Origin of the sequence: Pseudomonas sp. ArH3a (genome assembly GCF_022648765.1) — a bacterium.
GTDB lineage: Bacteria > Pseudomonadota > Gammaproteobacteria > Pseudomonadales > Pseudomonadaceae > Aquipseudomonas.
In genome coordinates this window covers 6,164,316-6,188,764 of sequence record NZ_CP080330.1, presented here as the reverse complement: position 1 = coordinate 6,188,764, position 24,449 = coordinate 6,164,316, and the positions used below count along the sequence as shown (strand labels likewise).

General features: G+C 61.1%; 23 protein-coding genes and 1 pseudogene. 15 read left to right on the top strand and 9 right to left on the bottom strand.

The features are described from left to right. Positions 1-97: 97 nt before the first annotated feature. The 13 genes from K0P33_RS28490 (at position 98) to K0P33_RS28430 (ending at position 12,603) form a co-directional block, all read left to right on the top strand. Positions 98-1,363 (top strand): glutamate-5-semialdehyde dehydrogenase, encoded by a 1,266-nt coding sequence (locus K0P33_RS28490; protein ID WP_094951244.1) that lies wholly within the window; start codon positions 98-100, stop codon positions 1,361-1,363. Next, positions 1,363-2,007 (top strand): nicotinate-nucleotide adenylyltransferase, encoded by a 645-nt coding sequence (gene nadD / locus K0P33_RS28485; RefSeq protein WP_094951245.1) that lies wholly within the window; start codon positions 1,363-1,365, stop codon positions 2,005-2,007. Before K0P33_RS28490 ends, nadD begins: the two co-directional genes overlap by 1 nt. A gap of 69 nt (positions 2,008-2,076) precedes the next feature. Continuing rightward, positions 2,077-2,571 (top strand): ribosome silencing factor, encoded by a 495-nt coding sequence (rsfS, locus tag K0P33_RS28480; RefSeq protein WP_094951246.1) that lies wholly within the window; start codon positions 2,077-2,079, stop codon positions 2,569-2,571. A gap of 9 nt (positions 2,572-2,580) precedes the next feature. Next, positions 2,581-3,048 carry a 23S rRNA (pseudouridine(1915)-N(3))-methyltransferase RlmH gene (rlmH, locus tag K0P33_RS28475; RefSeq protein ID WP_003176297.1) on the top strand — a complete coding sequence of 156 codons (468 nt, stop codon included), beginning with the start codon at positions 2,581-2,583 and terminating at the stop codon, positions 3,046-3,048. A 15-nt stretch (positions 3,049-3,063) separates the two neighbouring features. Continuing rightward, positions 3,064-4,962: a penicillin-binding protein 2 gene (gene mrdA / locus K0P33_RS28470; protein ID WP_242152866.1), complete on the top strand. Its 1,899-nt coding sequence runs from the start codon at positions 3,064-3,066 to the stop codon at positions 4,960-4,962. 31 nt (positions 4,963-4,993) lie between these two features. Continuing rightward, a complete protein-coding gene (gene rodA / locus K0P33_RS28465) occupies positions 4,994-6,097 on the top strand; it encodes a rod shape-determining protein RodA (protein ID WP_176462941.1) in 1,104 nt (367 codons plus the stop codon). Between the two features lie 17 nt (positions 6,098-6,114). Next, on the top strand, positions 6,115-7,125 hold the full coding sequence (gene mltB, locus K0P33_RS28460) for a lytic murein transglycosylase B (RefSeq protein WP_242156133.1): 1,011 nt from the start codon (positions 6,115-6,117) through the stop codon (positions 7,123-7,125). Further along, positions 7,125-8,129, top strand: coding sequence for a septal ring lytic transglycosylase RlpA family protein (locus K0P33_RS28455; protein WP_094951250.1), 1,005 nt, complete (start codon positions 7,125-7,127; stop codon positions 8,127-8,129). The genes mltB and K0P33_RS28455 overlap by 1 nt, the downstream gene beginning before the upstream one ends. Before the next feature lie 178 nt (positions 8,130-8,307). Further along, positions 8,308-9,465 (top strand): D-alanyl-D-alanine carboxypeptidase family protein, encoded by a 1,158-nt coding sequence (locus tag K0P33_RS28450; protein WP_094951251.1) that lies wholly within the window; start codon positions 8,308-8,310, stop codon positions 9,463-9,465. Between the two features lie 85 nt (positions 9,466-9,550). Beyond that, on the top strand, positions 9,551-9,832 hold the full coding sequence (locus K0P33_RS28445) for a DUF493 domain-containing protein (protein WP_094951252.1): 282 nt from the start codon (positions 9,551-9,553) through the stop codon (positions 9,830-9,832). After that, positions 9,832-10,479, top strand: a complete 648-nt coding sequence (lipB, locus tag K0P33_RS28440) for a lipoyl(octanoyl) transferase LipB (protein WP_094951253.1) — start codon at positions 9,832-9,834, stop codon at positions 10,477-10,479. Before K0P33_RS28445 ends, lipB begins: the two co-directional genes overlap by 1 nt. 26 nt (positions 10,480-10,505) lie before the next feature. Continuing rightward, entirely contained in the window at positions 10,506-11,507 is a 1,002-nt protein-coding gene (lipA, locus tag K0P33_RS28435) for a lipoyl synthase (RefSeq protein ID WP_176462942.1), read from the top strand. 178 nt (positions 11,508-11,685) lie between these two features. After that, on the top strand, positions 11,686-12,603 hold the full coding sequence (locus K0P33_RS28430; RefSeq protein ID WP_094951255.1) for an LD-carboxypeptidase: 918 nt from the start codon (positions 11,686-11,688) through the stop codon (positions 12,601-12,603). Between the two features lie 125 nt (positions 12,604-12,728). Here K0P33_RS28430 and K0P33_RS28425 read toward each other — a convergent pair whose 3' ends face one another. The 5 genes from K0P33_RS28425 to leuS all read right to left on the bottom strand — a co-directional run bounded on the left by K0P33_RS28425 (position 12,729) and on the right by leuS (position 18,887). Continuing rightward, the gene (locus K0P33_RS28425; RefSeq protein ID WP_094951256.1) at positions 12,729-14,054 is read right to left on the bottom strand and encodes a lytic murein transglycosylase; all 1,326 of its coding nucleotides are present in this window, start codon (positions 14,052-14,054) and stop codon (positions 12,729-12,731) included. Positions 14,055-14,115: 61 nt separating this feature from the next. Further along, complete coding sequence (arfA, locus tag K0P33_RS28420) at positions 14,116-14,280, bottom strand: alternative ribosome rescue factor ArfA (protein ID WP_003176285.1); 165 nt, start codon at positions 14,278-14,280, stop codon at positions 14,116-14,118. Between the two features lie 229 nt (positions 14,281-14,509). Further along, on the bottom strand, positions 14,510-15,547 hold the full coding sequence (holA, locus tag K0P33_RS28415) for a DNA polymerase III subunit delta (RefSeq protein WP_094951257.1): 1,038 nt from the start codon (positions 15,545-15,547) through the stop codon (positions 14,510-14,512). Positions 15,548-15,586: 39 nt separating this feature from the next. Beyond that, positions 15,587-16,192: an LPS assembly lipoprotein LptE gene (gene lptE, locus K0P33_RS28410; protein WP_094951258.1), complete on the bottom strand. Its 606-nt coding sequence runs from the start codon at positions 16,190-16,192 to the stop codon at positions 15,587-15,589. An 88-nt stretch (positions 16,193-16,280) separates the two neighbouring features. Next, the gene (gene leuS / locus K0P33_RS28405) at positions 16,281-18,887 is read right to left on the bottom strand and encodes a leucine--tRNA ligase (protein WP_242152863.1); all 2,607 of its coding nucleotides are present in this window, start codon (positions 18,885-18,887) and stop codon (positions 16,281-16,283) included. Positions 18,888-19,149: 262 nt separating this feature from the next. On the opposite strand from leuS, the gene K0P33_RS28400 reads away from it, so the two are divergent. Continuing rightward, a complete protein-coding gene (locus K0P33_RS28400; protein WP_094951260.1) occupies positions 19,150-19,467 on the top strand; it encodes a hypothetical protein in 318 nt (105 codons plus the stop codon). 97 nt (positions 19,468-19,564) lie between these two features. Further along, positions 19,565-20,326, top strand: a pseudogene (locus K0P33_RS28395) (YdcF family protein). Positions 20,327-20,454: 128 nt separating this feature from the next. On the opposite strand, the gene lnt reads toward K0P33_RS28395, so the two are convergent. From lnt to K0P33_RS28375, 4 genes are read right to left on the bottom strand one after another with little or no spacing between them, the layout of a single operon-like run. After that, positions 20,455-21,978: an apolipoprotein N-acyltransferase gene (gene lnt / locus K0P33_RS28390; protein WP_242152860.1), complete on the bottom strand. Its 1,524-nt coding sequence runs from the start codon at positions 21,976-21,978 to the stop codon at positions 20,455-20,457. An 8-nt stretch (positions 21,979-21,986) separates the two neighbouring features. Beyond that, a complete protein-coding gene (locus tag K0P33_RS28385; RefSeq protein WP_015373027.1) occupies positions 21,987-22,826 on the bottom strand; it encodes an HlyC/CorC family transporter in 840 nt (279 codons plus the stop codon). A gap of 43 nt (positions 22,827-22,869) precedes the next feature. Beyond that, entirely contained in the window at positions 22,870-23,328 is a 459-nt protein-coding gene (gene ybeY / locus K0P33_RS28380) for an rRNA maturation RNase YbeY (protein ID WP_094951263.1), read from the bottom strand. Then, positions 23,321-24,322, bottom strand: coding sequence for a PhoH family protein (locus K0P33_RS28375; RefSeq protein WP_094951264.1), 1,002 nt, complete (start codon positions 24,320-24,322; stop codon positions 23,321-23,323). The genes ybeY and K0P33_RS28375 overlap by 8 nt, the downstream gene beginning before the upstream one ends. Positions 24,323-24,449 lie beyond the last annotated feature (127 nt).

Here is a 24,449-nt window from a genome sequence, read left to right as displayed (position 1 = left end):
TTACAGTTCATTTCGACCATCCGCCCCACACCGCTGTCAGTCGGGCGGCGTCACAGCTATAATCTGCCGCTTTCCTCTTTGCCAAGACTCCCCGACCATGACTGAGTCCGTTCTTGATTACATGACCCGCCTGGGTCGCGCTGCCCGTCAGGCCTCGCGGTTGATCGCCCGCGCGAGCACTGCGCAGAAGAACCGTGCCCTGCTGGCGGCCGCTGATGCTCTGGATGCTTCGCGCTCCGAGCTGGCCGCTGCCAATGAACTGGACTTGGCCAGCGGTCGCGCCAATGGCCTGGAACCGGCTCTGCTGGACCGCTTGGCGCTGACCCCGGCACGTATCGACGACATGATCGAAGGCCTGCGTCAGGTGGCCAAGCTGCCTGACCCCATCGGTGAAATCCGCGATATGCGTTACCTGCCGTCCGGCATCCAGGTTGGCAAGATGCGCGTGCCCCTGGGCGTGATCGGTATCATTTATGAGTCGCGCCCGAACGTGACCATCGACGCTGCGAGCCTGTGCCTCAAGTCTGGCAACGCCACCATCCTGCGTGGCGGTTCCGAGGCGATTAATTCCAACCGCGCGATTGCCGCCTGCATTCAGCAAGGCCTGGCCGTGGCCGAGTTGCCGGCTGAAGTGGTGCAAGTGGTGGAAACCACCGACCGCGCCGCCGTTGGCGCGCTGATCACCATGCCGGAATTTGTCGACGTGATCGTGCCGCGCGGTGGTAAGAGCCTGATCGAGCGCGTCAGCCGCGATGCCAAGGTGCCGGTGATCAAGCACCTGGACGGCGTGTGCCACGTGTTCATCGACGTCGCCGCCGACATCGACAAAGCAATCCGCATCGCCGATAACGCCAAGACCCACCGCTACGCCCCGTGCAACACCATGGAAACCCTGCTGGTGCACGTCGGCATTGCCGATCGCGTGCTGCCGCCGCTGGCTGCCATCTACCGTGACAAGGGCGTGGAGCTGCGCGGTTGCGAACGCACCCGTGCGCTGCTGGGCGCGGACGTGATCGAGGCGACTGAAGAAGACTGGTACACCGAGTACACGGCGCCGATCCTGTCGATCCGCATCGTCGACGACCTGGACCAGGCCATCGAACACATCAACAAGTACGGCTCCAAGCACACCGACGCCATTGTTTCCGAGCATTTCAGCGATGCCCGGCGTTTCCTCAACGAAGTGGATTCCGCTTCGGTGATGGTCAACGCCTCGACGCGCTTTGCCGACGGCTTTGAGTATGGCCTGGGGGCGGAGATCGGCATCTCCACCGACAAGCTCCACGCACGCGGCCCGGTTGGCCTTGAAGGCCTGACCAGCGAGAAGTACGTGGTGTTCGGCGACGGTCATGTGCGCACTTGATGGCTAAACGCATCGGGCTGCTCGGCGGCACCTTCGACCCCGTGCACATCGGCCATTTGCGCAGTGCCCTGGAAGTGGCGGATGCTCTCGCGCTGGATGAGCTGCGTGTGATGCCCAACGCGCGGCCGCCGCATCGCGACACGCCGCAGGTGTCAGCGCAGCAACGCCTGGAAATGGTGCGCCTGGCGGTGGACGGCATCGCGCCGCTGGTGGTGGACGACCACGAACTCAAGCGTGATAAACCGTCCTACACTGTCGATACCCTGGAAGTGATGCGCGCTGAAATGGCCGCGGACGACCAATTGTTTCTGCTTTTGGGCTGGGACGCATTTTGCGGCCTGCCCTCTTGGCATCGCTGGGAGGAACTCCTCCAGCACTGCCACATCCTGGTTTTGCAACGCCCGGATGCCGACAGCGAACCGCCGGATGCCTTGCGCAACCTGCTGGCCGCGCGGTCGGTAAGTGACCCCTTGGCCCTGACCGGGCCGAACGGGAATATTGCATTCGTCTGGCAGACCCCGCTTGCGGTGTCTGCCACCCAGATCCGTCAACTGCTGGCCAGCGGGAAGTCGGTACGTTTCCTGGTGCCTGACGCGGTCCTGGCCTACATCGATGCGCACGGGCTTTACCGTGCGTCGAACTAAAAGGCGCGCTTGTCGCTACGCACAGTCGTGCAGCGAGCGCCCCGAACATACGAGCAAAACGAGTTTTATATGACCAACAAAGACGTAAGTAAAGTTAAGCGCAAAGGCACTTTCAAAAGCGCCCCGCTGCCAGTTGTAGCGCACACCGGCCCTGAGCTGGCTGGCGAAGAGCTGGTAAAAGTCGCCGTGGCTGCCCTGGAAGACGTTAAGGCCCAGGACATCCAAGTGCTGGACGTGCGCGACAAGCAAAGCATCACCGACTTCATGATCATCGCCACCGGTACCTCCAACCGCCAGATCGGCGCGATGCTGGACAAGGTTCGCGAAGCCGTCAAAGCCCAAGGCGTGAAGCCATTGGGTGAAGAAGGCAAGGGCGACAGCGACTGGGTGCTGCTGGACATGGACGACGTGATCGTTCACATGATGACCTCCAACGCTCGTCAGTTCTACGACCTGGAGCGTCTGTGGAAAGGCGCCGAGCAGAGCCGTGCTGCTGATGGCAAGCACCACAGCCCTGAAGTGGGCCACGCGCACTTCGACAAGCTCAACAAAGACCAGGAATAAGGAACGGCTGTGCGCCTGCGTCTGATCGCTGTCGGTTCACGCATGCCCAAGTGGGTGGAAGAAGGCTGGCACGAGTATGCCAAGCGTCTGCCCGCTGAGCTGTCGCTGGAATTGGTGGAAATACCGCTCAACACCCGGGGCAAGAACGCCGACGTGGCGCGCTTTATCCGGCAGGAAGGCGAAGCCATGCTGGCCAAGGTCGGCCCCAACGAGCGCATCGTCACCCTTGAGGTGCACGGCAAACCCTGGAGCACCGAGCAGTTGGCGGTGGAACTGGATCGCTGGCGCCTGGATTCGCGTACGGTCAACTTCATGGTCGGCGGCCCCGAAGGGCTGGCGCCGGAAGTTTGTGCGCGGGCGGACCAGCGCTGGTCATTGTCGGCGCTGACGCTGCCGCACCCGTTGGTAAGGATTCTGATCGGTGAACAGCTGTATCGCGCCTGGACAGTTCTGTCCGGGCACCCTTACCACAAATAATCTGCGCCCCTCCCGATGACCCAGCCGATCCGCATCAAGGACCACGAGAAAGACGCACGTCTGGTGCGCTCGCGGGTCATTTTTGGCGCTTTTCTGGTGGTGGGGTTGATTGCGGTGCTGATTGCGCGCCTGTATTTCCTGCAGGTGATCCAGTACGACTATCACTCCACGTTGTCGGAAAATAACCGGGTGCATGTGCAGCCGATTCCGCCGACCCGTGGGCTGATTTTCGACCGCAATGGCGTGGTCGTCGCGGATAACCGGCCCAGCTTCAGCTTGAGCATGACCCGCGAGCGTTCCGGCGACTTGCAGCAGATCCTCGATGTGATCGTCGAAGTGCTGCAGTTGACGCCGGAAGACCGGGTGATCTTCGAAAAGCGCATGAAGCAGGGGCGCCGGCCATTTGAGCCGGTGCCGATCCTGTTTGAGCTGACCGAAGAGCAGATCGCCCGAATCGCGGTGAACCAGTTCCGTTTGCCGGGTGTGGAAGTGGTGGCGCAGTTGGTGCGGCATTACCCGCAAGGGCCGCACTTTGCCCACTCCGTCGGCTACATGGGGCGGATCAACGAGAAAGAGCTGAAAAGCCTCGATCCGGTGAATTACAGCGGCACCCACCACATTGGCAAAACCGGCATCGAGCGTTTCTACGAGCCCGAGCTGCACGGCCAGGTGGGTTACGAGGAAGTCGAGACCAACGCCCGAGGCCGCGTGCTGCGGGTGCTCAAGCGCACCGACCCGGTGCCGGGCAAGGACATCGTGCTGAGCCTGGACATCAAACTGCAGGAGGCGGCTGAAATGGCCCTCGGCGGTCGGCGTGGCGCCGTGGTAGCGCTGGACCCGAAAACCGGCGAAGTGCTGGCGATGGTCAGCCAGCCGAGTTTCGACCCCAACCTGTTCGTGACCGGGATCAGCTTCAAGGCCTACGCTGAGCTGCGTGATTCCATCGACCGGCCGCTGTTTAACCGCGTGCTGCGCGGGCTGTACCCGCCGGGTTCGACCATCAAGCCGGCGGTGGCGATTGCCGGTTTGGATTCGGGTGTGGTCACCGCATCGAGCCGTGTGTTCGACCCGGGCTACTACATGCTGCCCAACTACGATCACAAATACCGTAACTGGAACCGCACCGGTGACGGCTATGTCGACCTGGACACCGCGATCATGCGCTCCAACGACACCTATTTTTATGACCTGGCTCACAAGCTGGGGATCGACCGGCTGTCTGCCTACATGGGCAAGTTCGGCCTCGGTCAGAAAGTCTCCCTGGACATGTTCGAAGAATCCCCTGGCTTGATGCCATCGCGGGAGTGGAAGCGCGCGACCCGCCGCCAGGCGTGGTTCCCGGGCGAAACCCTGATCCTCGGCATTGGCCAGGGCTATATGCAGGCCACGCCGCTGCAACTGGCCCAGGCCACGGCGCTGGTGGCCAACAAAGGCATCTGGAACCGTCCGCACCTGGCCAAGACCGTCGAAGGCGAGCGGCCAGTGGATGAAAACCCGATCCCCGACATCGTACTGCGCGACCCGTCCGACTGGACCAAGGTTAACCACGGCATGCAGCAAGTGATGCACGGCGCCCGCGGCACCGCGCGTAAAGCGGCGGCCGGTGCGCAATACCGCATTGCCGGCAAAAGCGGCACCGCCCAAGTGGTTGCGATCAAACAGGGCGAAAAATACGACCGTTCCAAGGTTCAGGAGCGCCACCGCGACCACGCCTTGTTTGTCGGTTTTGCCCCGGCAGACGATCCGAAAATCGTCGTGGCAGTGATGGTCGAGAACGGTGAGTCCGGCTCCGGCGTCGCTGCACCTGTGGTGCGCCAGATCATGGACGCCTGGCTGTTGGCCGACGACGGCAGGCTTAAATCCGAATATGGTGGCCCCCCTTCAAGCACCGAGGTTACGGCCCGTGAAGAGTAATTTTGACCGCATCCTCTCCAGTGAGGATGTGATGCGTCGACGTGCGACGTTGTTGCAGCGCATACACATTGATGGCCCATTGCTGATCCTGCTGCTGACCTTGGCCGCCGGCAGCCTGTTCGTGCTGTATTCGGCCAGCGGCAAGAACTGGGACCTGCTGATCAAGCAAGCCTCGTCGTTCGGCCTGGGCCTGTTGTCGATGGTGGTGATCGCCCAACTCGAGCCGCGCTTCATGGCGCGCTGGGTGCCGCTGGGGTATGTCGCCGGCGTATTGCTGCTGGTGGTGGTGGACGTGATGGGCCACAACGCCATGGGCGCGACCCGCTGGATCAACATCCCGGGGGTGATTCGCTTCCAACCGTCGGAATTCATGAAGATCCTGATGCCGGCGACCATCGCCTGGTATTTGTCCAAGCGCACCTTGCCGCCGCAACTCAAGCACGTGGGCATTAGCCTGATCCTGATCGGCGTGCCGTTTATCCTGATCGTACGCCAGCCGGACCTCGGCACTTCGCTGCTGATCCTCGCAGGCGGTGCGTTCGTGCTGTTTATGGGTGGCTTGCGCTGGCGCTGGATCCTCAGCGTGCTGGCCGCTGCCATTCCCGTGGCCGTGGCCATGTGGTTCTTCTTTATGCACGACTACCAGAAGCAGCGGATCCTGACGTTCCTCGACCCGGAGAGTGACCCATTGGGCACCGGCTGGAACATCATTCAGTCCAAAGCGGCCATCGGTTCCGGCGGAGTATTTGGTAAGGGTTGGTTACTGGGCACCCAGTCGCACCTCGACTTTTTACCCGAGAGCCACACCGACTTCATTATTGCGGTAATGGGCGAAGAGTTCGGCCTGGTGGGCATTTGCGCGCTGTTGCTGATTTATTTGCTATTGATTGGTCGCGGGCTGGTGATCACCGCGCAGGCGCAGACGCTGTTCGGCAAATTGCTCGCCGGCAGCCTGACCATGACTTTTTTTGTTTACGTTTTCGTCAACATCGGTATGGTCAGTGGCCTGTTGCCGGTAGTTGGGGTGCCGTTGCCGTTCATTAGCTACGGCGGAACTTCGCTGGTGACATTGATGTCAGCGTTTGGGGTTTTGATGTCGATTCACACGCATCGCAAGTGGATCGCGCAGGTTTGAATAAGGTGAAGATGTCAATGCAAGTAATGCGCGGCTGGGCGACTCGGCATGCGTCCTGGATGAGCCTGATTGGGCTGCTGGGCGCGACGCAAGAGGCGCAGGCCGGTGACTATGATGGCTCACCCCAGGTCGCCGAATTTGTCGGTGAAATGACCCGCGACTATGGTTTCGCCGGTGAACAGCTAATGGGCGTGTTCCGCGAAGCCAAGCGCAAGCAGGCGATCCTCGACGCGATCTCGCGTCCCGCCGAGCGCGTTAAACAGTGGAAAGACTACGGCCCGATGTTCCTCACCGACGCCCGTGTGGCCCGGGGTGTGGACTTCTGGCGCCAGCACGAAGCCGTGCTGGCTCGCGCCGAGCAGGAATACGGCGTGCCGGCCCAAGTTATCGTGGCGATCATCGGCATTGAAACCTTTTACGGGCGCAATACCGGCAGTTACCGGGTGATCGACGCCTTGTCGACCCTGGGCTTCGATTACCCGCCGCGCGCCGAGTTCTTCCGCAAGGAGCTGCGCGAATTCCTGTTGCTGGCCCGCGAAGAGCAGGTCGACCCGCTGACCCTCAAAGGCTCCTACGCCGGTGCGATGGGCTTGCCGCAGTTCATGCCGAGCAGCTTTCGCGCTTACGCGGTGGATTTCGACGGCGACGGCCACATCAATATCTGGAGCAACCCCGACGACGCCATCGGCAGCGCGGCCAGCTACTTCAAACGCCATGGCTGGGTAGCCGGTGAACCGGTGGTAATCCGTGCCGACGTGACGGGGGATCGCGCCGATGAAGGCCTGACCCAGGGAATCGAGCCGGTCAAGACCGTCGGGGAGTTGCGAGCGCTGGGCTGGTCGAGTCAGAATGCGCCACGCGATGATATGCCGGTGACGGCGTTCCGCCTGGAAGGCGAAAATGGCCCGGAATACTGGATGGGCCTGAAGAATTTTTACGCAATCACGCGTTATAACCGCAGTGTGATGTACGCCATGGCCGTGCATCAGCTGTCAGACATGCTGGTACAAGCACGGGGCAACAAGTAATGCGGGCATCGCCGTTCAATAAACCGCTCAAGCTGGTGGCGTTTGCCGCATTGTCCTTGTTGGTTGTCAGTTGTTCCTCCACCACCAGCCGTGCGCCTGCGCAAAAGTCGGGTGGCGGTACCGTCCGTGCCCAGCCGGGCCTGGACATCAACCGCGCGCACAAAGACGGCGCGCCGTGGTGGGATGTCGACGTGTCGAAAATCCCGGATGCCACGCCGACCCTGCACACCGGGCCGTACAAGGCCAACCCGTACACCGTGCTGGGCAAGAATTACTTCCCGCTGCAGGAATCCAAGACCTACGTGCAGTCGGGTACCGCGTCCTGGTACGGCACCAAATTTCATGGCCAGAACACCGCCAACGGCGAAGTGTATGACCTGTACGGCATGAGCGCGGCCCACAAGACCCTGCCACTGCCCAGCTACGTACGGGTGACCAACCTGGACAACAACCGCACGGTGATCCTGCGGGTCAACGACCGTGGGCCGTTCTATTCGGACCGGATCATCGACCTGTCCTACGCCGCCGCAAAGAAACTCGGTTATGCCGAAACGGGCACCGCGCGCGTGAAAGTTGAAGGCATCGACCCGGCGCAGTACTGGGCCCAGCGTGGCAAACCGGCGCCGTTGATGCTCAATGAACCGCAAACTCCGCAGCCACAAGTGACCGCCTCAACCGGCAAGATCGAGCAGTGGACACCACCGCCGGCGCAGCACGCCCCGGACACGGTGGTCGTGCCTCACGCAGCACCGGGCGCCTCTACCGTGGGCGGTCAGTACCTGCAAGTGGGTGCATTCGCCAACCCGGATGCGGCAGAACTGTTAAGGTCCAAGCTGAGCAGCATGGTCAATGCGCCGGTGTTCATCAGCTCCATCGTGCGTAACCAGCAGACCCTGCACCGTGTGCGCATGGGGCCGATCGGAACGCCTGGTGAAGTGGCGCAAGTACAGAACAGCGTGCGCCTGGCCAACCTAGGGCAGCCCAGCGTGGTTACCGCCGAATAAGAAAGATTGATGGCTCAGGTTCGTACGCGGTCCTGGGCCCTGGTTGTTGGCTCGTTGAAGAATAAAAACCCAGGGGCAAGGGGTGAGCGGGCAACCGAACACGTGACAGTCTGGCAGCGGGCTGTCTGAATAGTTTTGCCCGCGAGGGCAAGTTTCCATAAGCAATTTCGAGAGACGGATGAACATCACCACTTTAGCCAAACGCACGTGCCTGCTTCTTTCGCTGATCATCACCCCGGCCGCCTGGGCGGTTGAAATGGTGCCGGCTTCCCCGCAACTGGCCGCCAAGGCCTGGGTCCTCATGGATGCCGCCAGCGGTAATGTGCTGGTCGAGAACAATGGTGACCAGCGCCTGCCCCCAGCCAGCTTGACCAAGCTGATGACGGCCTATATCGCGACCCTGGAAATCCGTCGCGGCCAGATCGGCGAAAACGACCCGGTCACCGTCAGCGAAAACGCCTGGCGCACCGGCGGTTCGCGGATGTTCATCAAGGTGGGTTCGCAGGTCACTGTCAGCGACCTGCTGCACGGCATCATCATCCAGTCCGGTAACGACGCCAGCGTGGCCCTGTCCGAGCACATCGCCGGCAGCGAAGATGCGTTCGCCGATTTGATGAACAAGACCGCCACCGACCTGGGTTTGACCAACAGCCACTTCATGAACCCGACCGGCCTGCCGAACCCGGAGCACTACTCGTCGGCTCACGACATGGCCGTGCTGGCTCGCGCGATCATCCGCGTCGACCCGGTGCACTACGCGATCTACTCCCAGAAGGAATTCTTCTGGAACAACATCAAGCAGCCTAACCGCAACCTGCTGCTGTGGCGCGACAAGACCGTTGATGGTCTGAAAACCGGCCACACCGACGAAGCAGGCTACTGCATGGTGTCGTCCGCTGTACGTGACGGCCAGCGTTTGATTGCCGTGGTCTTCGGCACTAACAGCGAGCAGGCCCGTGCGGCCGAGACGCAAAAACTGCTGACCTACGGTTTCCGCTTCTTCGAAACCCAGACCTTCTACCAGAAGGGTGCAGAGCTTGCGACCGCGCCGGTATGGAAAGGCGCTACCCACCAAGTCAAGGCCGGCCTGGCTGACGACCTGACCCTGACCATGCCTAAAGGCCAGCTGAAAAAGCTCGCTGCCAGCATGACCATGAACCCACAATTGGTTGCGCCAATTGCCAAGGGTGACGTTATCGGTAAAGTCGAAGTGAAACTGGACGACAAAGTGGTGCACAGCGCCGACCTGATCGCTCTGGAATCCGTCGACGAAGGTGGTATCTTCCGCCGCGTGTGGGATAGCATCCGTCTATTCTTCTACGGCTTGTTCAACTGATTGTGTGCACCTGCAAAGCCCTGCGTTGATCCGACGCGGGGCTTTGCCCGTCGCCACGGCTTACCGCTTACGAGGCCGTTCTGCCATGACCGATAAAGAAGTAGAAGTAAAGGCGCCAAAGATCGAATTCCCGGTGACCGATTATCCTATCAAGGTGATCAGCGACACGGGTGTGGGCCGCAAAGACAGGATTATCGAGATCGTGCGTGTACACGCGACGATCAACGACAACCGAGTGGACGAGCGTTTGAGCTCCAACGGTAAATACACCACGATCCAGTTGCACATCGTTGCGACCGGTCAAGACCAGCTCTACGACATCAACAGCGAACTGCGGGCTACCGGCTTCGTGCACATGGTGTTGTGATGTCACAGGTTCTGGGCTTTCGCGAGCTCGGCCAGGTGGCCTACGAGCCGGTCTGGCACGCCATGCAGCGCTTCACCAATGAACGCGGCAGCTCGGCCCCGGATGAAATCTGGCTGGTGGAACACCCGCCGGTGTTTACCCAGGGCCAGGCCGGCAAGGCCGAGCATCTGCTGCTGCCGGGGGATATTCCGGTGGTGCAGGTCGACCGAGGGGGTCAAGTGACTTACCATGGGCCGGGTCAGCTTGTAGCGTATCTATTGCTGGACGTACGCAAGCTTGGGTTTGGCGTACGTGACCTGGTAAGCCGCATGGAAGCTTGCCTGATCGAGCTGTTGGCCAGTTACGGCGTAAGCGCCGCGGCCAAGCCCGATGCACCCGGAGTGTACGTGGACGGCGCGAAAATCGCGTCCCTTGGTTTGCGGATTCGCCACGGTTGTTCCTTTCATGGCCTTGCCTTGAACGTGGACATGGACCTGGCGCCGTTCGGGCGCATCAACCCTTGCGGTTACGCAGGGTTGGCGATGACCCAACTGAGCGACCACGCCACACCGATTAAATTTGCCGAGGTAAGTGCCCGGCTGCGTGCGCAGCTCGTCAAACACCTCGACTATGCTGAGCAGACGACCCTTACGGGCGGAATCGACTGATTATGACTACTGATGCAGTGCAAACCATGATCCCGACGCTGGACATCACCGAGCGTCCGGCCCCGGCCCCGCGTGCCAAGGTGGAAGCCGGCGTCAAGCTGCGCGGCGCCGAGAAGGTTGCACGCATCCCGGTCAAGATCATCCCGACCACCGAACTGCCGAAAAAACCTGACTGGATCCGCGTGCGTATCCCGGTTTCGCCGGAAGTCGACCGTATCAAGGCCCTGCTGCGCAAACACAAGCTGCACAGCGTGTGCGAGGAAGCGTCCTGCCCGAACCTGGGTGAATGCTTCTCCGGCGGCACAGCCACCTTCATGATCATGGGTGACATCTGCACCCGTCGTTGCCCGTTCTGCGACGTCGGCCACGGTCGGCCGAAGCCATTGGACGTCAACGAGCCGCAAAGCCTGGCCATCGCCATCGCTGACCTGAAACTTAAATACGTAGTGATCACCTCGGTAGACCGCGACGACCTGCGTGACGGCGGTGCCCAGCACTTTGCCGACTGCATCCGCGAGATCCGTAAGCTGTCGCCAAACGTGATGCTCGAAACCCTGGTGCCCGATTACCGTGGCCGCATGGACGTCGCGCTGGAAATCACCGCCGCCGAGCCACCGGATGTGTTCAACCACAACTTGGAAACCGTGCCACGCCTGTACAAGGCCGCGCGCCCAGGTTCGGACTACCAGTGGTCGCTGACCCTGCTGCAACGATTCAAGCAGATGATGCCGCACATCCCGACCAAATCCGGCCTGATGCTGGGCTTGGGCGAAACCGACGAAGAAGTCATCGAAGTCATGAAGCGCATGCGCGAACACGACATCGACATGCTGACCCTGGGCCAATACCTGCAACCGTCGCGCAGCCACTTGCCGGTGCAGCGTTTCGTGCACCCGGACATCTTCGCCTGGTTCGCCGAGGAAGGTTACAAGATGGGCTTCAAAAACGTGGCTTCCGGCCCGTTGGTGCGCTCCTCGTACCATGCTGACGAGCAAGCCAAGCTGGTCAAGGCAAGCCTGGTTTCGTAATAACGGGTTGCGCAACACCGCTATCCAATGTGGGAGCGGGCTTGTGTGGGAGCTGGCTTGCCTGCGATTGCATCACCTCGGTTTGGCTGATAAACCGAGGCGTGTGCATCGCAGGTAAGCCAGCGCCCACTGGCCCAGCTCCCACATTTCGTTGCGCGTTAATTAGGGAGAATCGTGGATGACCGTCGCCGTACCTGCTCTACGCCCCGAAGGCATAATCGGCCTGATCGCCCCCGCCGGCCCCGCTGCCCTCGACGTTGAAAAAGCCGGGCAATGGATGCGCGCCCGTGGCCATGAGCTGCGGGTTTTTCCAGGTGTATACGAACGTGACGGTTACCTCGCCGGCAGCGATGACGTGCGCCTGCGCGACTTGCACGCCGCCTTCGCCGACCCCGAAATCGATGCGATCTTCTGCCTGCGTGGCGGCTACGGCACACCGCGTCTACTGGATCGGCTCGATTTCGACTTGATTCGGGCAAACCCCAAACCATTCGTGGGTTATAGCGACATCACCGCATTGCACCTTGCCATCAACCGTTACGCAGGCTTTGTGACCTTTCACGGGCCGATGCTCAATGCCGATTTGCTTGGCGATAAGCAGCAGCCGACTGAGTCATCGTTATTCAGCCTGCTGCGCGGTCAACTGGGCGCCGGCAGCGTGCTCGCGCACCCGGTGGCCTACCCGTTGACCACCATTGAACCTGGCATCGCCTGTGGGCGCTTGCTGGGTGGCAACTTGTCGATGATCGCGGCAGTGATGGGCACGGCTTATGAGATCGACGCTGACGGCATCATTCTGCTGATCGAAGACGTCAACGAGCCCATCTACCGCATCGACCGCCTGCTGACGCATCTGCGCCTGGCGGGCAAGCTTGCGCAGGTCGCCGGCGTGCTGGTGGGGGATGTGTCGGGTGTGGATAAGGCTGCGTTGGAACGGCTGCTCAAGCAGACCTTCGAACCGCTGTGCATTCCGGTCTTGTCCGGCTGGCGCAGTGGGCACTGTGACCCGAACCTGACGCTGCCGATGGGCGCGTTGGTGCGGTTGGATGCGGGGGAGCAGCGGTTGGTGTTGGAGCAGGATGTAGTGTTGAAATAGCTGGTTGATCGTTCCCACGCTCTGCGTGGGAATGCATCCTGTGACGCTCCGCGTCGCGACCTCAAGAGCAGACGCAGAGCGTCCAGGGCGACATTCCCACGCTGAGCGTGGGAACGATCGTGCTCTCAGCGGCCCTGCAACGATTCCAACAGCTTCACCGTCGGATACCCATCCGCCGGCCAGCCCAACGACTGCTGCGCCGCGCGAATCGCTTTGCGCGTATTGGCGCCGATAATCCCGTCCGGGTTGCCAGCGTCATAACCCTTGGCGCTGAGCACTGTCTGCAAATCAATGCGCTGGGAACGACTCAGCGGCAGTTCATCTTTAGGCCAACTGCCACGAATCACTCCACCGCCACCAAACTGCTCCGACAGCAGGTTAACGGCCAGGGCGTAGGACGAGGAGTTGTTGTACCTGAGGACCGCACGAAAGTTGTCCAGCACCAGAAACGCCGGGCCACGGTAGCCGGCCGGCAGCAGCAGGGCGGCGGACAGTTGGTCGACATTGGCCGGCAAGCTTGCGCCAGGTGGTAGTTGGATACCGAGTTTCAGCCAGTCGGCGACGGTCTTGCGCACGCCACCGTCTGCCAGGGCGTAATCGAAGTTCGCCGGCAGCTGCTTCACCTCGAAGCCCCACGGCTGACCCTTCTGCCATCCCGAGCTCTGCAGGTAGTGAGCGGTGGAAGCGAGGGCGTCGGCTGGGCTGTTCCAGATATCGCGGCGACCGTCGCCGTCGAAGTCAACGGCGTGGGTGTTGTAGACGGTCGGGATGAACTGAGTCTGGCCCATCGCGCCGGCCCAGGAACCTTTCATCTGGTCGGCTTGAATATCGCCATGCTGGATGATCTGTAACGCTGCCAGCAATTGCGCCTGTGCAAATGCCCGGCGGCGACCTTCATAAGCCAGGGTCGCCAGAGAGCCGATCACCGAATTACTGCCCTGGAACTGGCCAAAGTTGCTTTCCATGCCCCACACCGCGACCAGCGCCCGGCGATCAACACCATAGCGGTCCTCGATGCGCTGCAGGATATCGGCGTACTTGACCAGCGCAGCCCGCCCATTACGCACGCGCACCGGCGACAGGGCACTGTCGAGGTATTCCCAAACCGGGCGGGAGAATTCCGGCTGGCTGCGGTCGGCGCGAATCACCGATTCATTGGGGGTGACACCAGCAAAGGCGTTGTCGAAGACGGCGGGTGTGATCCCGGCTTTCAAGGCTTCGACGCGAAAGCCAGCCATCCATTCGGCAAACGTCTGGGGCGGCTGGGTATCAAGATTGTCTGCTGCCAATGGGGCAACCACGGCGGGCGCGACGGCCGGTGCGGCCTGGAGTTTCGGCAGGGGTTGGGCGTCTGCGGCGGTGGGTTTTTCCGCGCAGGCGACAAGCAGAATAAGGCTGGAGGCAGCGATCAATTGGCGAAGGTGCCAACGACGGGAAAGATTAGAGGGCATGCACAGGTCCAGGGATTACAAATCAGGTGCAGACCTTATCATGCCGGAGGGGCGCTTGCCTTCAGGCTGCCAGAAAGTAAGAAGCCTCCCAGCTATTAGACTGGAAGGCTTCGCGGCGGTAGCTGCCTTTGCCCTTGCCGGCGCGTTCCTGACGGCTGCGGAACAGTGGCTGGGCGATGATGGATTTGGCCTTGTTGGGGCCATGCTTGGATGGCTTTTTGCTCATGGTCAGTACGCTCTGGAGATGGGATGAAGCGGTGCAAATAATCTGCCGAAGTGGCGCGGCTGTAAAGCCCGGCGCTGTGTAGGCGGTTTCACACTATCAAGTGGGCGCGGTTAATGTGGGAGCAGGCAAGCCTGCGATATCGGTGTATCAATGCCAGAAATGCAAGCTGACTCACCGCCATCGCAGGCAAGCCAGCTCCCACAGGAAAACATCGGGTGTTTGGAGGGGGTTATTCAGCCGGCAATGACAGGCGTTGGCCAGACATCAAAAGTGACAAACGACTCAGGCTCATCCACGGCGAGCCCGCCGCCTGGCCTTTGATTTGCGCGTCGATGCGCTGCGCTTCCAGCAACAGTTGCGCCCAGCGTTGCGCTGAGTGGCGCTGCAGGGCTTTGCTCATCAGCGGTTTGCGTTTGTCCCACACCGGTGGCCGGGCCTGGCTGAAGCATTTGTCCAGCGCAGTGCCCTGGCTGTATTGCAGGGAAATATTGGCCAGCACCCGCAGTTCCCGGGCCAGGGCCCACAGAATCACTGGTGGCTCCACGCCTTCGCCGCGCAGCCCTTCGAGCATGCGCAGGGCGTGGGCGGGTTCGCCGTTAAGAATCGCATCCACCAGCCCGAACACGTCAAAGCGCGCGCTGTCGGCCACCGCGCCTTGCACGGTTTCGACGGTGATTTGCCCGTCTTCGGCCATCAGCTTGAGCTTTTCGATCTCCTGGGCGGCGGCAAGCAAGTTGCCTTCGACCCGGGCGGCGATCAACTCCACAGCGTCTTGCGTCGCCGACAGCCCCGATTGGGACAGGCGCTGACGAATCCACTGCGGCAACTGGTTGCTGTCCACTGGCCAGATCTGGATGAAGTGGGTTTGTGGGCCTTCTACCAGCGCCTTGCCCCACTTGGTTTTCTGCGCGCTGCCGTCAAGCTTGGGCAGGCTGATCAGCAACACCGTGTCTTCGGCGGGCCGCGAGCAGTATTCCATCAAGGCCGCCGCGCCCTTGTCCCCAGGCTTGCCCGAAGGCAGGCGCAGTTCCAAGAGGCGTTTTTCGGCGAACAGCGACATGCTCGCGCCGGCTTGCAGCAGCGTGCCCCAGTCGAAACTGGCGTCGGCGCTGAATACCTGGCGTTCGTCGAAGCCTTGCTGGCGTGCGGCGGTGCGAATGGCGTCTGCGGCTTCCTGGCACAGCAGCGGGTCATCACCGCTGACGATATAGACAGGCGCGAGGCCACCTTGCAGGTGTTTGGCGAGTTGGGCAGGGGCGAGTTTCATAGGCGGGCGGAACGGGGCGCCAGGGGCGCCCCGTCAGGCTTACTCGACAGGGACTTCAACAGGCGATTGTTTCGGCGTGTTGTCTTCGTACTCTTTCGCAGCTTTCAGGGCGTCGGCGTCAGCCCTGGCCTTGTTGTCGGCGGTGAGTTGCAAGGCGGCCAGTTTTTCCGGGGTCAGCTGTTGCAGGCGCACCATCATGCGCTGGATCAGCTCACGACGCATTTCCTTGCGAACCTGGATAATTTCCGAGTCCGAACCTACCAGGTTGTTGCCATCGTGGCTGACGACCTTTTGCACTTCGATCTTGTCGCCCATCAGCGGCAGATGGTCGCGGCCCTGTACTTCGAAGTTGAGCGCGGTGCTCAGCTCGATGTCCGACGCACGACCGGCGCTCGCGTAGCTGAGGTTACGCTGTGTTTCGCGCTCGTCTACCAGGTTCAGTTTATAGGTCGCGCCGGTGTAGACACGCACGCCGCTGTTTTCCAGGGTCTGGCGCAGCTGAGTCACGGTGTCGCCATAGGCGTTGCGGGCGCTGAGGTCCAGTTCCTTGAGCGACAGTTCATTGGTGCCGGTGCCGCGCAGCTGGAAGCCGCAAGCGCTCAGCAGCACAGCGAGGCCCATCACCAGCAAATTGCGTTTGATCATTTTGTTGCTCCCCTTGAAACCATGTGGGCCTTATCGAGGCCTTAAAGGTTTAGTTCGGCGCAGGGCTCAAGCCCTGCGCCCGATCCGATTAGCTAGCGACGATGTTGACCAGTTTGCCGGGCACTACGATCACTTTGCGGATCGTCAGGCCTTCGGTAAAGCGCAGCACGTTCTCGTTGACGCGGGCGGCCGCTTCAACGTCTTCGCGGCTGGCGCTGGCTGGCATATCAATCTGGCCACGCAGTTTACCGTTGACCTGGATGACCAGTTGCAGCGTGTCCTGTACCAGGGCGCTGTCATCCTGAACCGGCCAGCGCGCATCGATCACCGCGCCGCTGTGGCCCAAACGGCTCCACAGTTCGTGGCTGATGTGCGGCGTGATCGGGGCCAGCAGCAGAACTACCGCTTCCAGGCCTTCCTGTAACAGCGCGCGGTCTTGTTCCGTAGTGTGCGGTGCTTTTTCCAGCACGTTCATCAGCGTCATCACCTGGGCGATGGCGGTGTTGAACTTGTGGTTTTGACCCACGTCCTGGCTGGCTTGGCGGATAGCCAAGTGAGTGCTGCGGCGAATGGCTTTTTGTTCATCGCTCAAGGACGCCACGTCCAGTTTGCCCGGCAAGCCCTGGCTGACATGGGCGTGCGCCAGGCGCCAGACGCGCTTGAGGAAACGGTGCGAGCCTTCGACGCCGGAGTCGGACCATTCGGCGCTCATGTCGGGCGGCGAAGCGAACATCATGAACAGGCGGCAGGTGTCGGCGCCGAACTGATCGATCATCGACTGCGGGTCGACGCCGTTGTTCTTCGACTTGGCCATCTTCTCAGTGCCGCCGATTTCCACCGGCAGGCCGTCGGATTTCAACGTGGCGCTGATCACCTTGGCTTTGCTGTCACGCTCAAGCTCGACGTCTGCCGGGTTGAACCAGGTGTAGGCGCCATTGGCTTCGCGGCGATAGTAAGTGTCGGCGATCACCATGCCCTGAGTCAGCAGGTTCTTGAACGGCTCATCAGAGCTGACCAACCCTTCGTCACGCATCAGCTTGTGGAAGAAGCGCGCGTAGAGCAGGTGCAGAATGGCGTGTTCGATACCGCCGATGTACTGATCCACCGGCAACCAATGGTCGGCCGCGGATTTTTCTACCAGGCCACCTTCATAGTGCGGCGAGGCGTAGCGGGCGTAGTACCACGAGGACTCGACGAAGGTGTCCATGGTGTCGGTTTCACGCTTGGCCGGTGCACCGCATTTCGGGCAGGCGCACTCGTAGAACTCGGGCATGCGCGCCAATGGTGAACCGGCGCCATCCGGCACCACGTCTTCGGGCAGCACCACCGGCAGTTGGTCTTCCGGCACTGGCACGTCACCGCAGGTTTGGCAGTGGATGATCGGAATCGGGCAGCCCCAGTAGCGCTGGCGGCTGATACCCCAGTCGCGCAGGCGGAACTGGGTGCGCGAGGCACCGAGGTTTTTCTTGATCAGTGCCACTTCGATGGCGTCGAAAGCACCCTGGAAATCCAGGCCGTCGAACTCGCCGGAGTTGATCAGTTCGCCGTGCTCACCGTAGGCGTCTTGCCACGGGGCCGGGTTGGTATCACCCACGCTTGTACGCACGACGGACTTAATCGGCAGGCTGTACTGGGTGGCGAATTCGAAGTCGCGCTCGTCGTGGGCCGGCACAGCCATTACTGCGCCATCGCCGTAGTGCATCAGCACGTAGTTGGCGACCCATACCGGCAGCTTCTCACCGGTCAGCGGGTGCTCGACGAACAGCCCGGTTGGCAGGCCTTTTTTCGCTTGGGTGGCGACGTCGGCTTCGGCCACGCTGCCGCCTTTGCATTCGGCGATGAAGGCCTGCAGCTCAGGGTTGTTCTGTGCGGCTTGGGTGGCCAGCGGGTGTTCAGCGGCCACGGCGACGTAGGTCGCGCCCATCAATGTGTCCGGGCGGGTGGTGAAGACTTTGAGTGCGCCCGCCGCGCCGATGGAATCGACGTTGTACGGGAATTGCACTTCCATGCCCTTGGATTTGCCGATCCAGTTGCGCTGCATGGTCTTGACCTGTTCAGGCCAGCCCGGCAGGTCGTCGAGGCTCGACAAGAGTTCATCGGCGTAGGCCGTGATCTTGAAGTAGTACATTGGGATTTCGCGCTTTTCGATCAGCGCGCCGGAGCGCCAGCCGCGACCGTCGATGACCTGTTCGTTGGCCAGTACGGTCTGGTCGATCGGGTCCCAGTTCACGGTGCCGCTTTTTTTGTAGATCACCCCTTTTTCGAACAGGCGCGTGAACAGCCATTGTTCCCAGCGGTAGTAATCCGGCTTGCAGGTGGTCACCTCGCGGGACCAGTCCACCGCCAGGCCCAGGCTGCGCAGCTGGGTCTTCATGTAGGCGATGTTTTCGTAGGTCCACTTGGCGGGCGCCACGTTGTTTTTCATCGCGGCGTTTTCCGCCGGCATGCCGAAGGCGTCCCAGCCCATAGGCTGCAGGACGTTCTTGCCGAGCATGCGCTGGTAGCGCGAAATCACGTCACCGATGGTGTAGTTGCGCACGTGCCCCATGTGTAGCTTGCCGCTGGGGTAAGGGAACATCGATAGGCAGTAGAAAGTCTCCTTGCCTGGCTGTTCACTGACTTCAAAGGACTTTTGCTCGTCCCAGAAGGTTTGGGCGGCATTTTCTATTTCACGGGGCTGATATTGTTCGTGCATGGCTACTTTTGAACTGAATAGGGGTGGCCTAATCCTCTTCGGTGCAACGTTCAGGTTGATCGACACCAAAAAGCGGCGCGTCCGTGCCCAAACCCTGCGGGAAGTGGAGTTACAGGAAGCGCCGTAGCATACATGACCCCACTCTATCGAGGGAAACCCTGATTGCGCGGGCGAGGCCGTCTGTCGCGGCGCCAGGCAGGCGCAGCCATGGGGACTACGCTGTTTATTGGGGAGTGAGTCTTATCTTCAATGAGGTGAGGGGATGGTTGAATCGCAGCGAACTTTAACGAAACCGCAATTGTATGAAGGACTGATCGACCGTTTAGGTCGGGCATTGGATGCCGCGAGAACCGCAGGCCGATTGCGTGATGAGCAGCCTTTGGAGCTGGAGTTGCGAGGCTTGAGCCAGGCAGAACTTGAACTGATCAAGGGCTACTTGGAATTGAATCACCACCGTGCCTCCAAAGAGCAGGCTTCCCCGCCTGCCCAGGAGCCCTCGCGTTCGGCCAAGGTGATCTGGCTGAAGGATGTGGCTGCCGGTCGCGGTCCCGAAAAGCGCCGGGCCGTGCGGTGCAAGTGAAACACCGCGTTATTCAGTAGCCTTCTCGAAATGTGCTGGTAAGGATTGTCGCTAAACCCCGTTGCATCTAGGCTTCGGGCATCTTTGGAGATGCCCGATGCCTTTTCGTTATTTCATTAAACAATTGCTGTTGCCGCCCGGCATTTTTTTGCTGTTGCTTGCGGTTGCCTGGTGGTTTCGCAAAAGCCGCCCTCGGTTGGCCGGGCTGTGTTTTGCCCTGGGGTTGGGCGGGATGTGGTTGATCAGCCTGCCGGTGATGGTGCAATGGGGCGCGCATGCGCTGGAGACCGAGCCACCGTTGGCCCGTGAAGAGTGGGCAACACTGGCCCAGCGGGCAGACGCGATCGTGGTGCTGGGCTCCGGGCGTGAACGGGGTGACCCGGCGTGGGGCTCCGATCAGCCCACCGGCACTGGCCTTGAGCGCCAGCGGTATGCCGCGCGGCTGGCCAAGGCGTCCGGGTTGCCGGTGTAGACCAGCGGCGGCCTGCATTACGGCACGCCGCCGAGTGAGGCCGAACTGATGGCGGTGTCGATGCAGGATGACTTCGGCGTGGCGGTGCGCTGGAAGGAAGAGCGCAGCCGTACCACCTGGGAAAACGCACAGATGAGCGCCGAGATACTGCTGCCTCAAGGCATCAAGCGTGTGGTGGTGGTGACCCAGGCCTGGCACATGCCGCGTGCGGTCTGGAGCTTTGAGAAGGCCGGCTTCAGCGTGGTGCCGGGGCCGGTGGGCTTTTTGGGCGTGGACAATGCCCGGCCATTGGGTGGCTGGATGCCCGAGTTTGTGTCGGTGTGGCGCAGCGGGCAGTTGATCAATGAGGCGGTGGGGCAGGTGGGGTATCGGGTGTTTTACCGATAAGTCGAAACACAGCAGATTAAGTGTGGGCGCTGGCTTGCCTGCGATGGCGTCGTGTCAGTTGGCCGGTTTTTAGCTGGCCCACCGCTATCGCAGGCAAGCCAGCTCCCACATTATTTTGTGTTTAGCCTTTAGACCGTTTTGGACATCCGCCCCGCCAGCAGCGCCCAGCCGAACAACCCCAGGCACACAATGATCAACGGCCACGAACGCCATTGCAGGTACGGCGTGAGGTTGTGCATCGGCACCACCTCGCCGTACAGAATGCCGCGCTCGAACTGCGGGATCTGCGCAGTAATCTGCCCAAACGGGTTGATCAGGCCAGTCACACCATTGTTAGTGGCACGGATCATCCAGCGGCCGGCCTCCAGCGCACGCATTTGCGCCATTTGCAGGTGCTGCAGCGGGCCAATCGAGCGGCCAAACCAAGTGTCATTGCTGATGGTCAGCAACAAATCGCTTTGGGCCGACAGGCCGGCGGCGAATTCTGGGTACACCACTTCATAGCAAATGAACGGCGCAATCTGATAGCCCTTGGCCTGCAGCATCGCCTGGTCAGACGGGCCACGGGCGAAGTCCGACATTGGCAAATCAAAGAAGGCAATTAGCCCGCGCAGCATGTCTTGCAGCGGCACGTATTCGCCAAAGGGCACCAGCTTCTGCTTCAGATAAGTGCCTTCGCCCTCGCCGACCACGGTGATGCCGTTGAAGTAGCGCTTCTGGTGGTGCACTTCCTGGCGGATCGGCACGCCGGTAATCAGCGCAGTGTGCCGGTCGGCGGCAAACTTGCCCATCATCCCGAGGTAGCCTTCGACAGACTCCTTGAGCACTGGCACAGCCGTTTCCGGCCACACCAGCAGGTCGACGGGCTTGGAGCTGAAGCTCATGTCACGGTACAACGCCAACTGCGCATTAAGCTGCTCGGGGTCCCACTTCATGCTTTGTTCGACGTTGCCCTGGATCGCTGCCACCGTCAGTGGGTCGCCCGAAGGCGAGGTCCAAGCGTGATGTTTGAGTGCCAAGCCTATGGCCCACGGCGCTACCAGCAGCACCAAGCCCGCGCCGATAAAACCGTTGCGCTTGCTCGCCAGCAGGCGCGGCAGGTTGCACAGCACCGCTGCGGTCAGCGCCAGGGCGAAGGAAATCAGCCACATCCCACCCAGCGGCGCGAGGCCGGTGAGTGGGCCGTCGAGTTGGCTGTAACCGGAGTACAGCCAGGGGAAACCGGTGAGGAACCAGCCGCGAAACGCTTCCTGGCCGACCCATAGCGCAGCAAACGTCAGCGCGTCGGCCAGCGGTGCTTCATTACGGCGCAACCAACGCGCCCATAGCCAGGCGGGCAGGGCGAAGAACCAGGCAATGGCAGCGGTAAACAGCAGCATCAAGAAGCCAGCCAGCAGCACCGAAGCGCCGCCGAAGTGGTGGATGCTGTAGTAGATCCAGCTGGTGCCGGCGCCAAACAGGCCGAAACCAAAACACCAGCCACGGCCCAAGGCCTGACGTGGCGTCAGCTCGCGCAGGCCGATATAGAAAAATCCGACCGCAACCAGTGCAAACGGCCACAAATCGAACGGCGCCAGCGCCAGGGTGGTGATGGCGCCGGCCACCACGGCCAGCAAGTTACCGGGCCAGCCGGGGCGGGTTAGGCGCTGCATGTCATTCCTTAGCGGGCAATAGGTGTCAGGCGAATCAGGTGAATACGGCGGCTGTCGGCATTCAGAATGCGGAAGCGATAGGCGCCGATCTCGGTGGTCTCGTTACGTTTAGGCAGATGCCCGAACGCACTCATTACCAAGCCGCCAACGGTGTCGAATTCATCGTCGGAGAATTCGCTGTCGAAAAACTCGTTGAAGTTCTCGATCGGCGTGAGTGCCTTGACCAGGAAGTCACCGCTGGGCAGCGGCTTGATGTAGCTGTCTTCTTCGACGTCGTGCTCGTCTTCGATGTCGCCGACGATCTGTTCCAGCACGTCTTCGATGGTCACAAGACCCGCCACACCGCCGTATTCGTCGATCACAATGGCCATGTGATTGTGGTTGGCGCGGAACTCGCGCAGCAGCACATTCAGGCGCTTGGATTCAGGTACGAAGGTGGCCGGACGCAGCAGGTCCTTGATGTTGAAGTTGTCGCCGTTCTCCTTGAGGATCAACGGCAGCAAGTCCTTGGCCAGCAGGACACCCATGACGTCGTCATGGCTTTCACCGATCACCGGGTAGCGCGAGTGCGCCGAGTCGATCACGGCCGGGAGGAATTCCCGTGGGGTCTGGGTCGCCTTGATGCTGATCATCTGCGAACGCGGGACCATAATGTCCCGAACTTGCAGGTCAGCCACCTGGATGGCGCCTTCGACGATGGCCAGCGCTTCGCTGTCCAGCAACTTGTTCTGATGGGCCTCGCGCAGCAGCTCAAGCAGCTCCTGGCGGTTTTTCGGCTCGTGGGCAAAAGCCTGGGTCAGTTTACCCAGCCATGACTTCTGCCCGTTGCTCGATCGGTCTTCGCTCATAGCGATTACTCTAAATCCTTTGTTGTGTCAGTAAGGTGTCGTTTCAGTTTTCGTCGTCTGCATACGGGTCGCGGTGACCCAATTCTGCAAGCAACGTTTGTTCCAGTGTTTCCATTTCCAAGGCTTCGTCATCGTCTATATGGTCGTAACCCAAGAGATGCAAGCAGCCGTGGATGACTAGATGGGCCCAGTGGGCCTCAAGTTCCTTGCCTTGTTCCTTTGCTTCGCGTTCTACCACTTCGACACAGATGACCAGATCGCCCAGCAAGGGGATATCCAGTAATTCATCCGGTACGTCGGCGGGGAAGGACAGCACGTTGGTCGCGTAATCCTTTTGGCGCCAGGTGTGATTCAGTTCACGGCCTTCGGGCTCGTCCACCAGACGGATGGTCAGCTCCGAGTCGGCGGTGCGCTGGCGCAGGGCCAGTGTGCACCATTGGCGGAACTGCGCTTCGCTGGGGGCGGGCGCTTCGGTAGCCAGCTGCAGGTCAAGCTCAAGCATCGCGGCGAACGTCCTTGGCCGGTGCGTCATCCTTGTGTTCGAAGCGCTCGTAGGCCTCGACAATGCGCTGTACCAGCGGGTGGCGGACCACGTCCTTGGGCATGAAGTGCGTGAAGCTGATGCCCGGCACGTCCTTGAGCACCTCGATCACCTGCGCCAGCCCCGATTTGGTGCCCTTGGGCAGGTCGACCTGGGTGACGTCACCGGTGATCACGGCAGTGGAGCCGAAACCGATACGGGTGAGGAACATCTTCATCTGCTCGACGGTGGTGTTCTGGCTTTCGTCGAGGATGATGAAGCTGTTGTTCAAGGTGCGGCCACGCATGTAGGCCAGCGGGGCGATCTCGATCACCTGACGCTCGATCAGCTTAGCCACGTATTCAAAGCCAAGCATCTCGTACAGCGCGTCGTAGAGCGGGCGCAGGTACGGGTCGATCTTCTGGGCCAGGTCGCCGGGCAGGAAGCCAAGCTTCTCGCCGGCCTCGACCGCCGGGCGCACCAGCAGGATGCGGCGTACTTGCTCGCGCTCCAGGGCGTCCACCGCACAGGCCACGGCCAGGTAGGTCTTGCCGGTACCGGCGGGGCCGATGCCGAAGTTGATATCGTTGCCGAGGATTTCTTTGACGTAGCGCTGCTGATTCAAGCCGCGGGGGCGAATCATGCCTTTTTTGGTGCGCAGGGCCACGCTGGCTTCGGCCACTGGGTTGTTGGCCAAATCTTCTACGGCAGATTCCTGCAGGTACAGGTGCACGGTCTCCGGCGACAGCTCACTACCCTTGGTTTCGCGGTAGAGGCGGCGGAGCAGGTTTTCTGCAGACGTGGTGTGTTGAGGTTCACCAATAAGCTCGAACTGATTGCCGCGGTTGCGGATCTCGATGCTCAGGCGTTGTTCGATCAGGCGCAGGTGCTCGTCGAACTGTCCGCACAGGTTGGCGAAACGGCGAGCCTCAAAGGGCTCGAGGAGAAAACGATGGGGTTCTATGGGTGCGTTCAAGGTCGCTTTTAGCCGCCCTTTGGCTGTTGAGATGAAAGAGAGGATAACGCCAGCCGCCGGTGGGCGAAAGCACTTAAATGGACTGGCCTCGATCTCAAGAACCCTGAAGAACCACTGTGGGAGCTGG

Bases quoted from the DNA above. Each gene is read 5' to 3' on its own strand.
- mltB (WP_242156133.1), top strand. From the start codon at position 6,115: ATGCAAGTAATGCGCGGCTGGGCGACTCGGCATGCGTCCTGGATGAGC.
- K0P33_RS28450 (WP_094951251.1), top strand. From the start codon at position 8,308: ATGAACATCACCACTTTAGCCAAACGCACGTGCCTGCTTCTTTCGCTG.
- K0P33_RS28490 (WP_094951244.1), top strand. From the start codon at position 98: ATGACTGAGTCCGTTCTTGATTACATGACCCGCCTGGGTCGCGCTGCC.
- lipB (WP_094951253.1), top strand. From the start codon at position 9,832: ATGTCACAGGTTCTGGGCTTTCGCGAGCTCGGCCAGGTGGCCTACGAG.
- ybeY (WP_094951263.1), bottom strand. From the start codon at position 23,328: ATGCTTGAGCTTGACCTGCAGCTGGCTACCGAAGCGCCCGCCCCCAGC.
- K0P33_RS28400 (WP_094951260.1), top strand. From the start codon at position 19,150: ATGGTTGAATCGCAGCGAACTTTAACGAAACCGCAATTGTATGAAGGA.
- mrdA (WP_242152866.1), top strand. From the start codon at position 3,064: ATGACCCAGCCGATCCGCATCAAGGACCACGAGAAAGACGCACGTCTG.
- K0P33_RS28425 (WP_094951256.1), bottom strand. From the start codon at position 14,054: ATGCCCTCTAATCTTTCCCGTCGTTGGCACCTTCGCCAATTGATCGCT.
- lipA (WP_176462942.1), top strand. From the start codon at position 10,506: ATGATCCCGACGCTGGACATCACCGAGCGTCCGGCCCCGGCCCCGCGT.
- arfA (WP_003176285.1), bottom strand. From the start codon at position 14,280: ATGAGCAAAAAGCCATCCAAGCATGGCCCCAACAAGGCCAAATCCATC.
- nadD (WP_094951245.1), top strand. From the start codon at position 1,363: ATGGCTAAACGCATCGGGCTGCTCGGCGGCACCTTCGACCCCGTGCAC.
- K0P33_RS28430 (WP_094951255.1), top strand. From the start codon at position 11,686: ATGACCGTCGCCGTACCTGCTCTACGCCCCGAAGGCATAATCGGCCTG.
- leuS (WP_242152863.1), bottom strand. From the start codon at position 18,887: ATGCACGAACAATATCAGCCCCGTGAAATAGAAAATGCCGCCCAAACC.
- lptE (WP_094951258.1), bottom strand. From the start codon at position 16,192: ATGATCAAACGCAATTTGCTGGTGATGGGCCTCGCTGTGCTGCTGAGC.
- K0P33_RS28445 (WP_094951252.1), top strand. From the start codon at position 9,551: ATGACCGATAAAGAAGTAGAAGTAAAGGCGCCAAAGATCGAATTCCCG.
- K0P33_RS28385 (WP_015373027.1), bottom strand. From the start codon at position 22,826: ATGAGCGAAGACCGATCGAGCAACGGGCAGAAGTCATGGCTGGGTAAA.
- rodA (WP_176462941.1), top strand. From the start codon at position 4,994: ATGCGTCGACGTGCGACGTTGTTGCAGCGCATACACATTGATGGCCCA.
- K0P33_RS28455 (WP_094951250.1), top strand. From the start codon at position 7,125: ATGCGGGCATCGCCGTTCAATAAACCGCTCAAGCTGGTGGCGTTTGCC.
- lnt (WP_242152860.1), bottom strand. From the start codon at position 21,978: ATGCAGCGCCTAACCCGCCCCGGCTGGCCCGGTAACTTGCTGGCCGTG.
- holA (WP_094951257.1), bottom strand. From the start codon at position 15,547: ATGAAACTCGCCCCTGCCCAACTCGCCAAACACCTGCAAGGTGGCCTC.
- rsfS (WP_094951246.1), top strand. From the start codon at position 2,077: ATGACCAACAAAGACGTAAGTAAAGTTAAGCGCAAAGGCACTTTCAAA.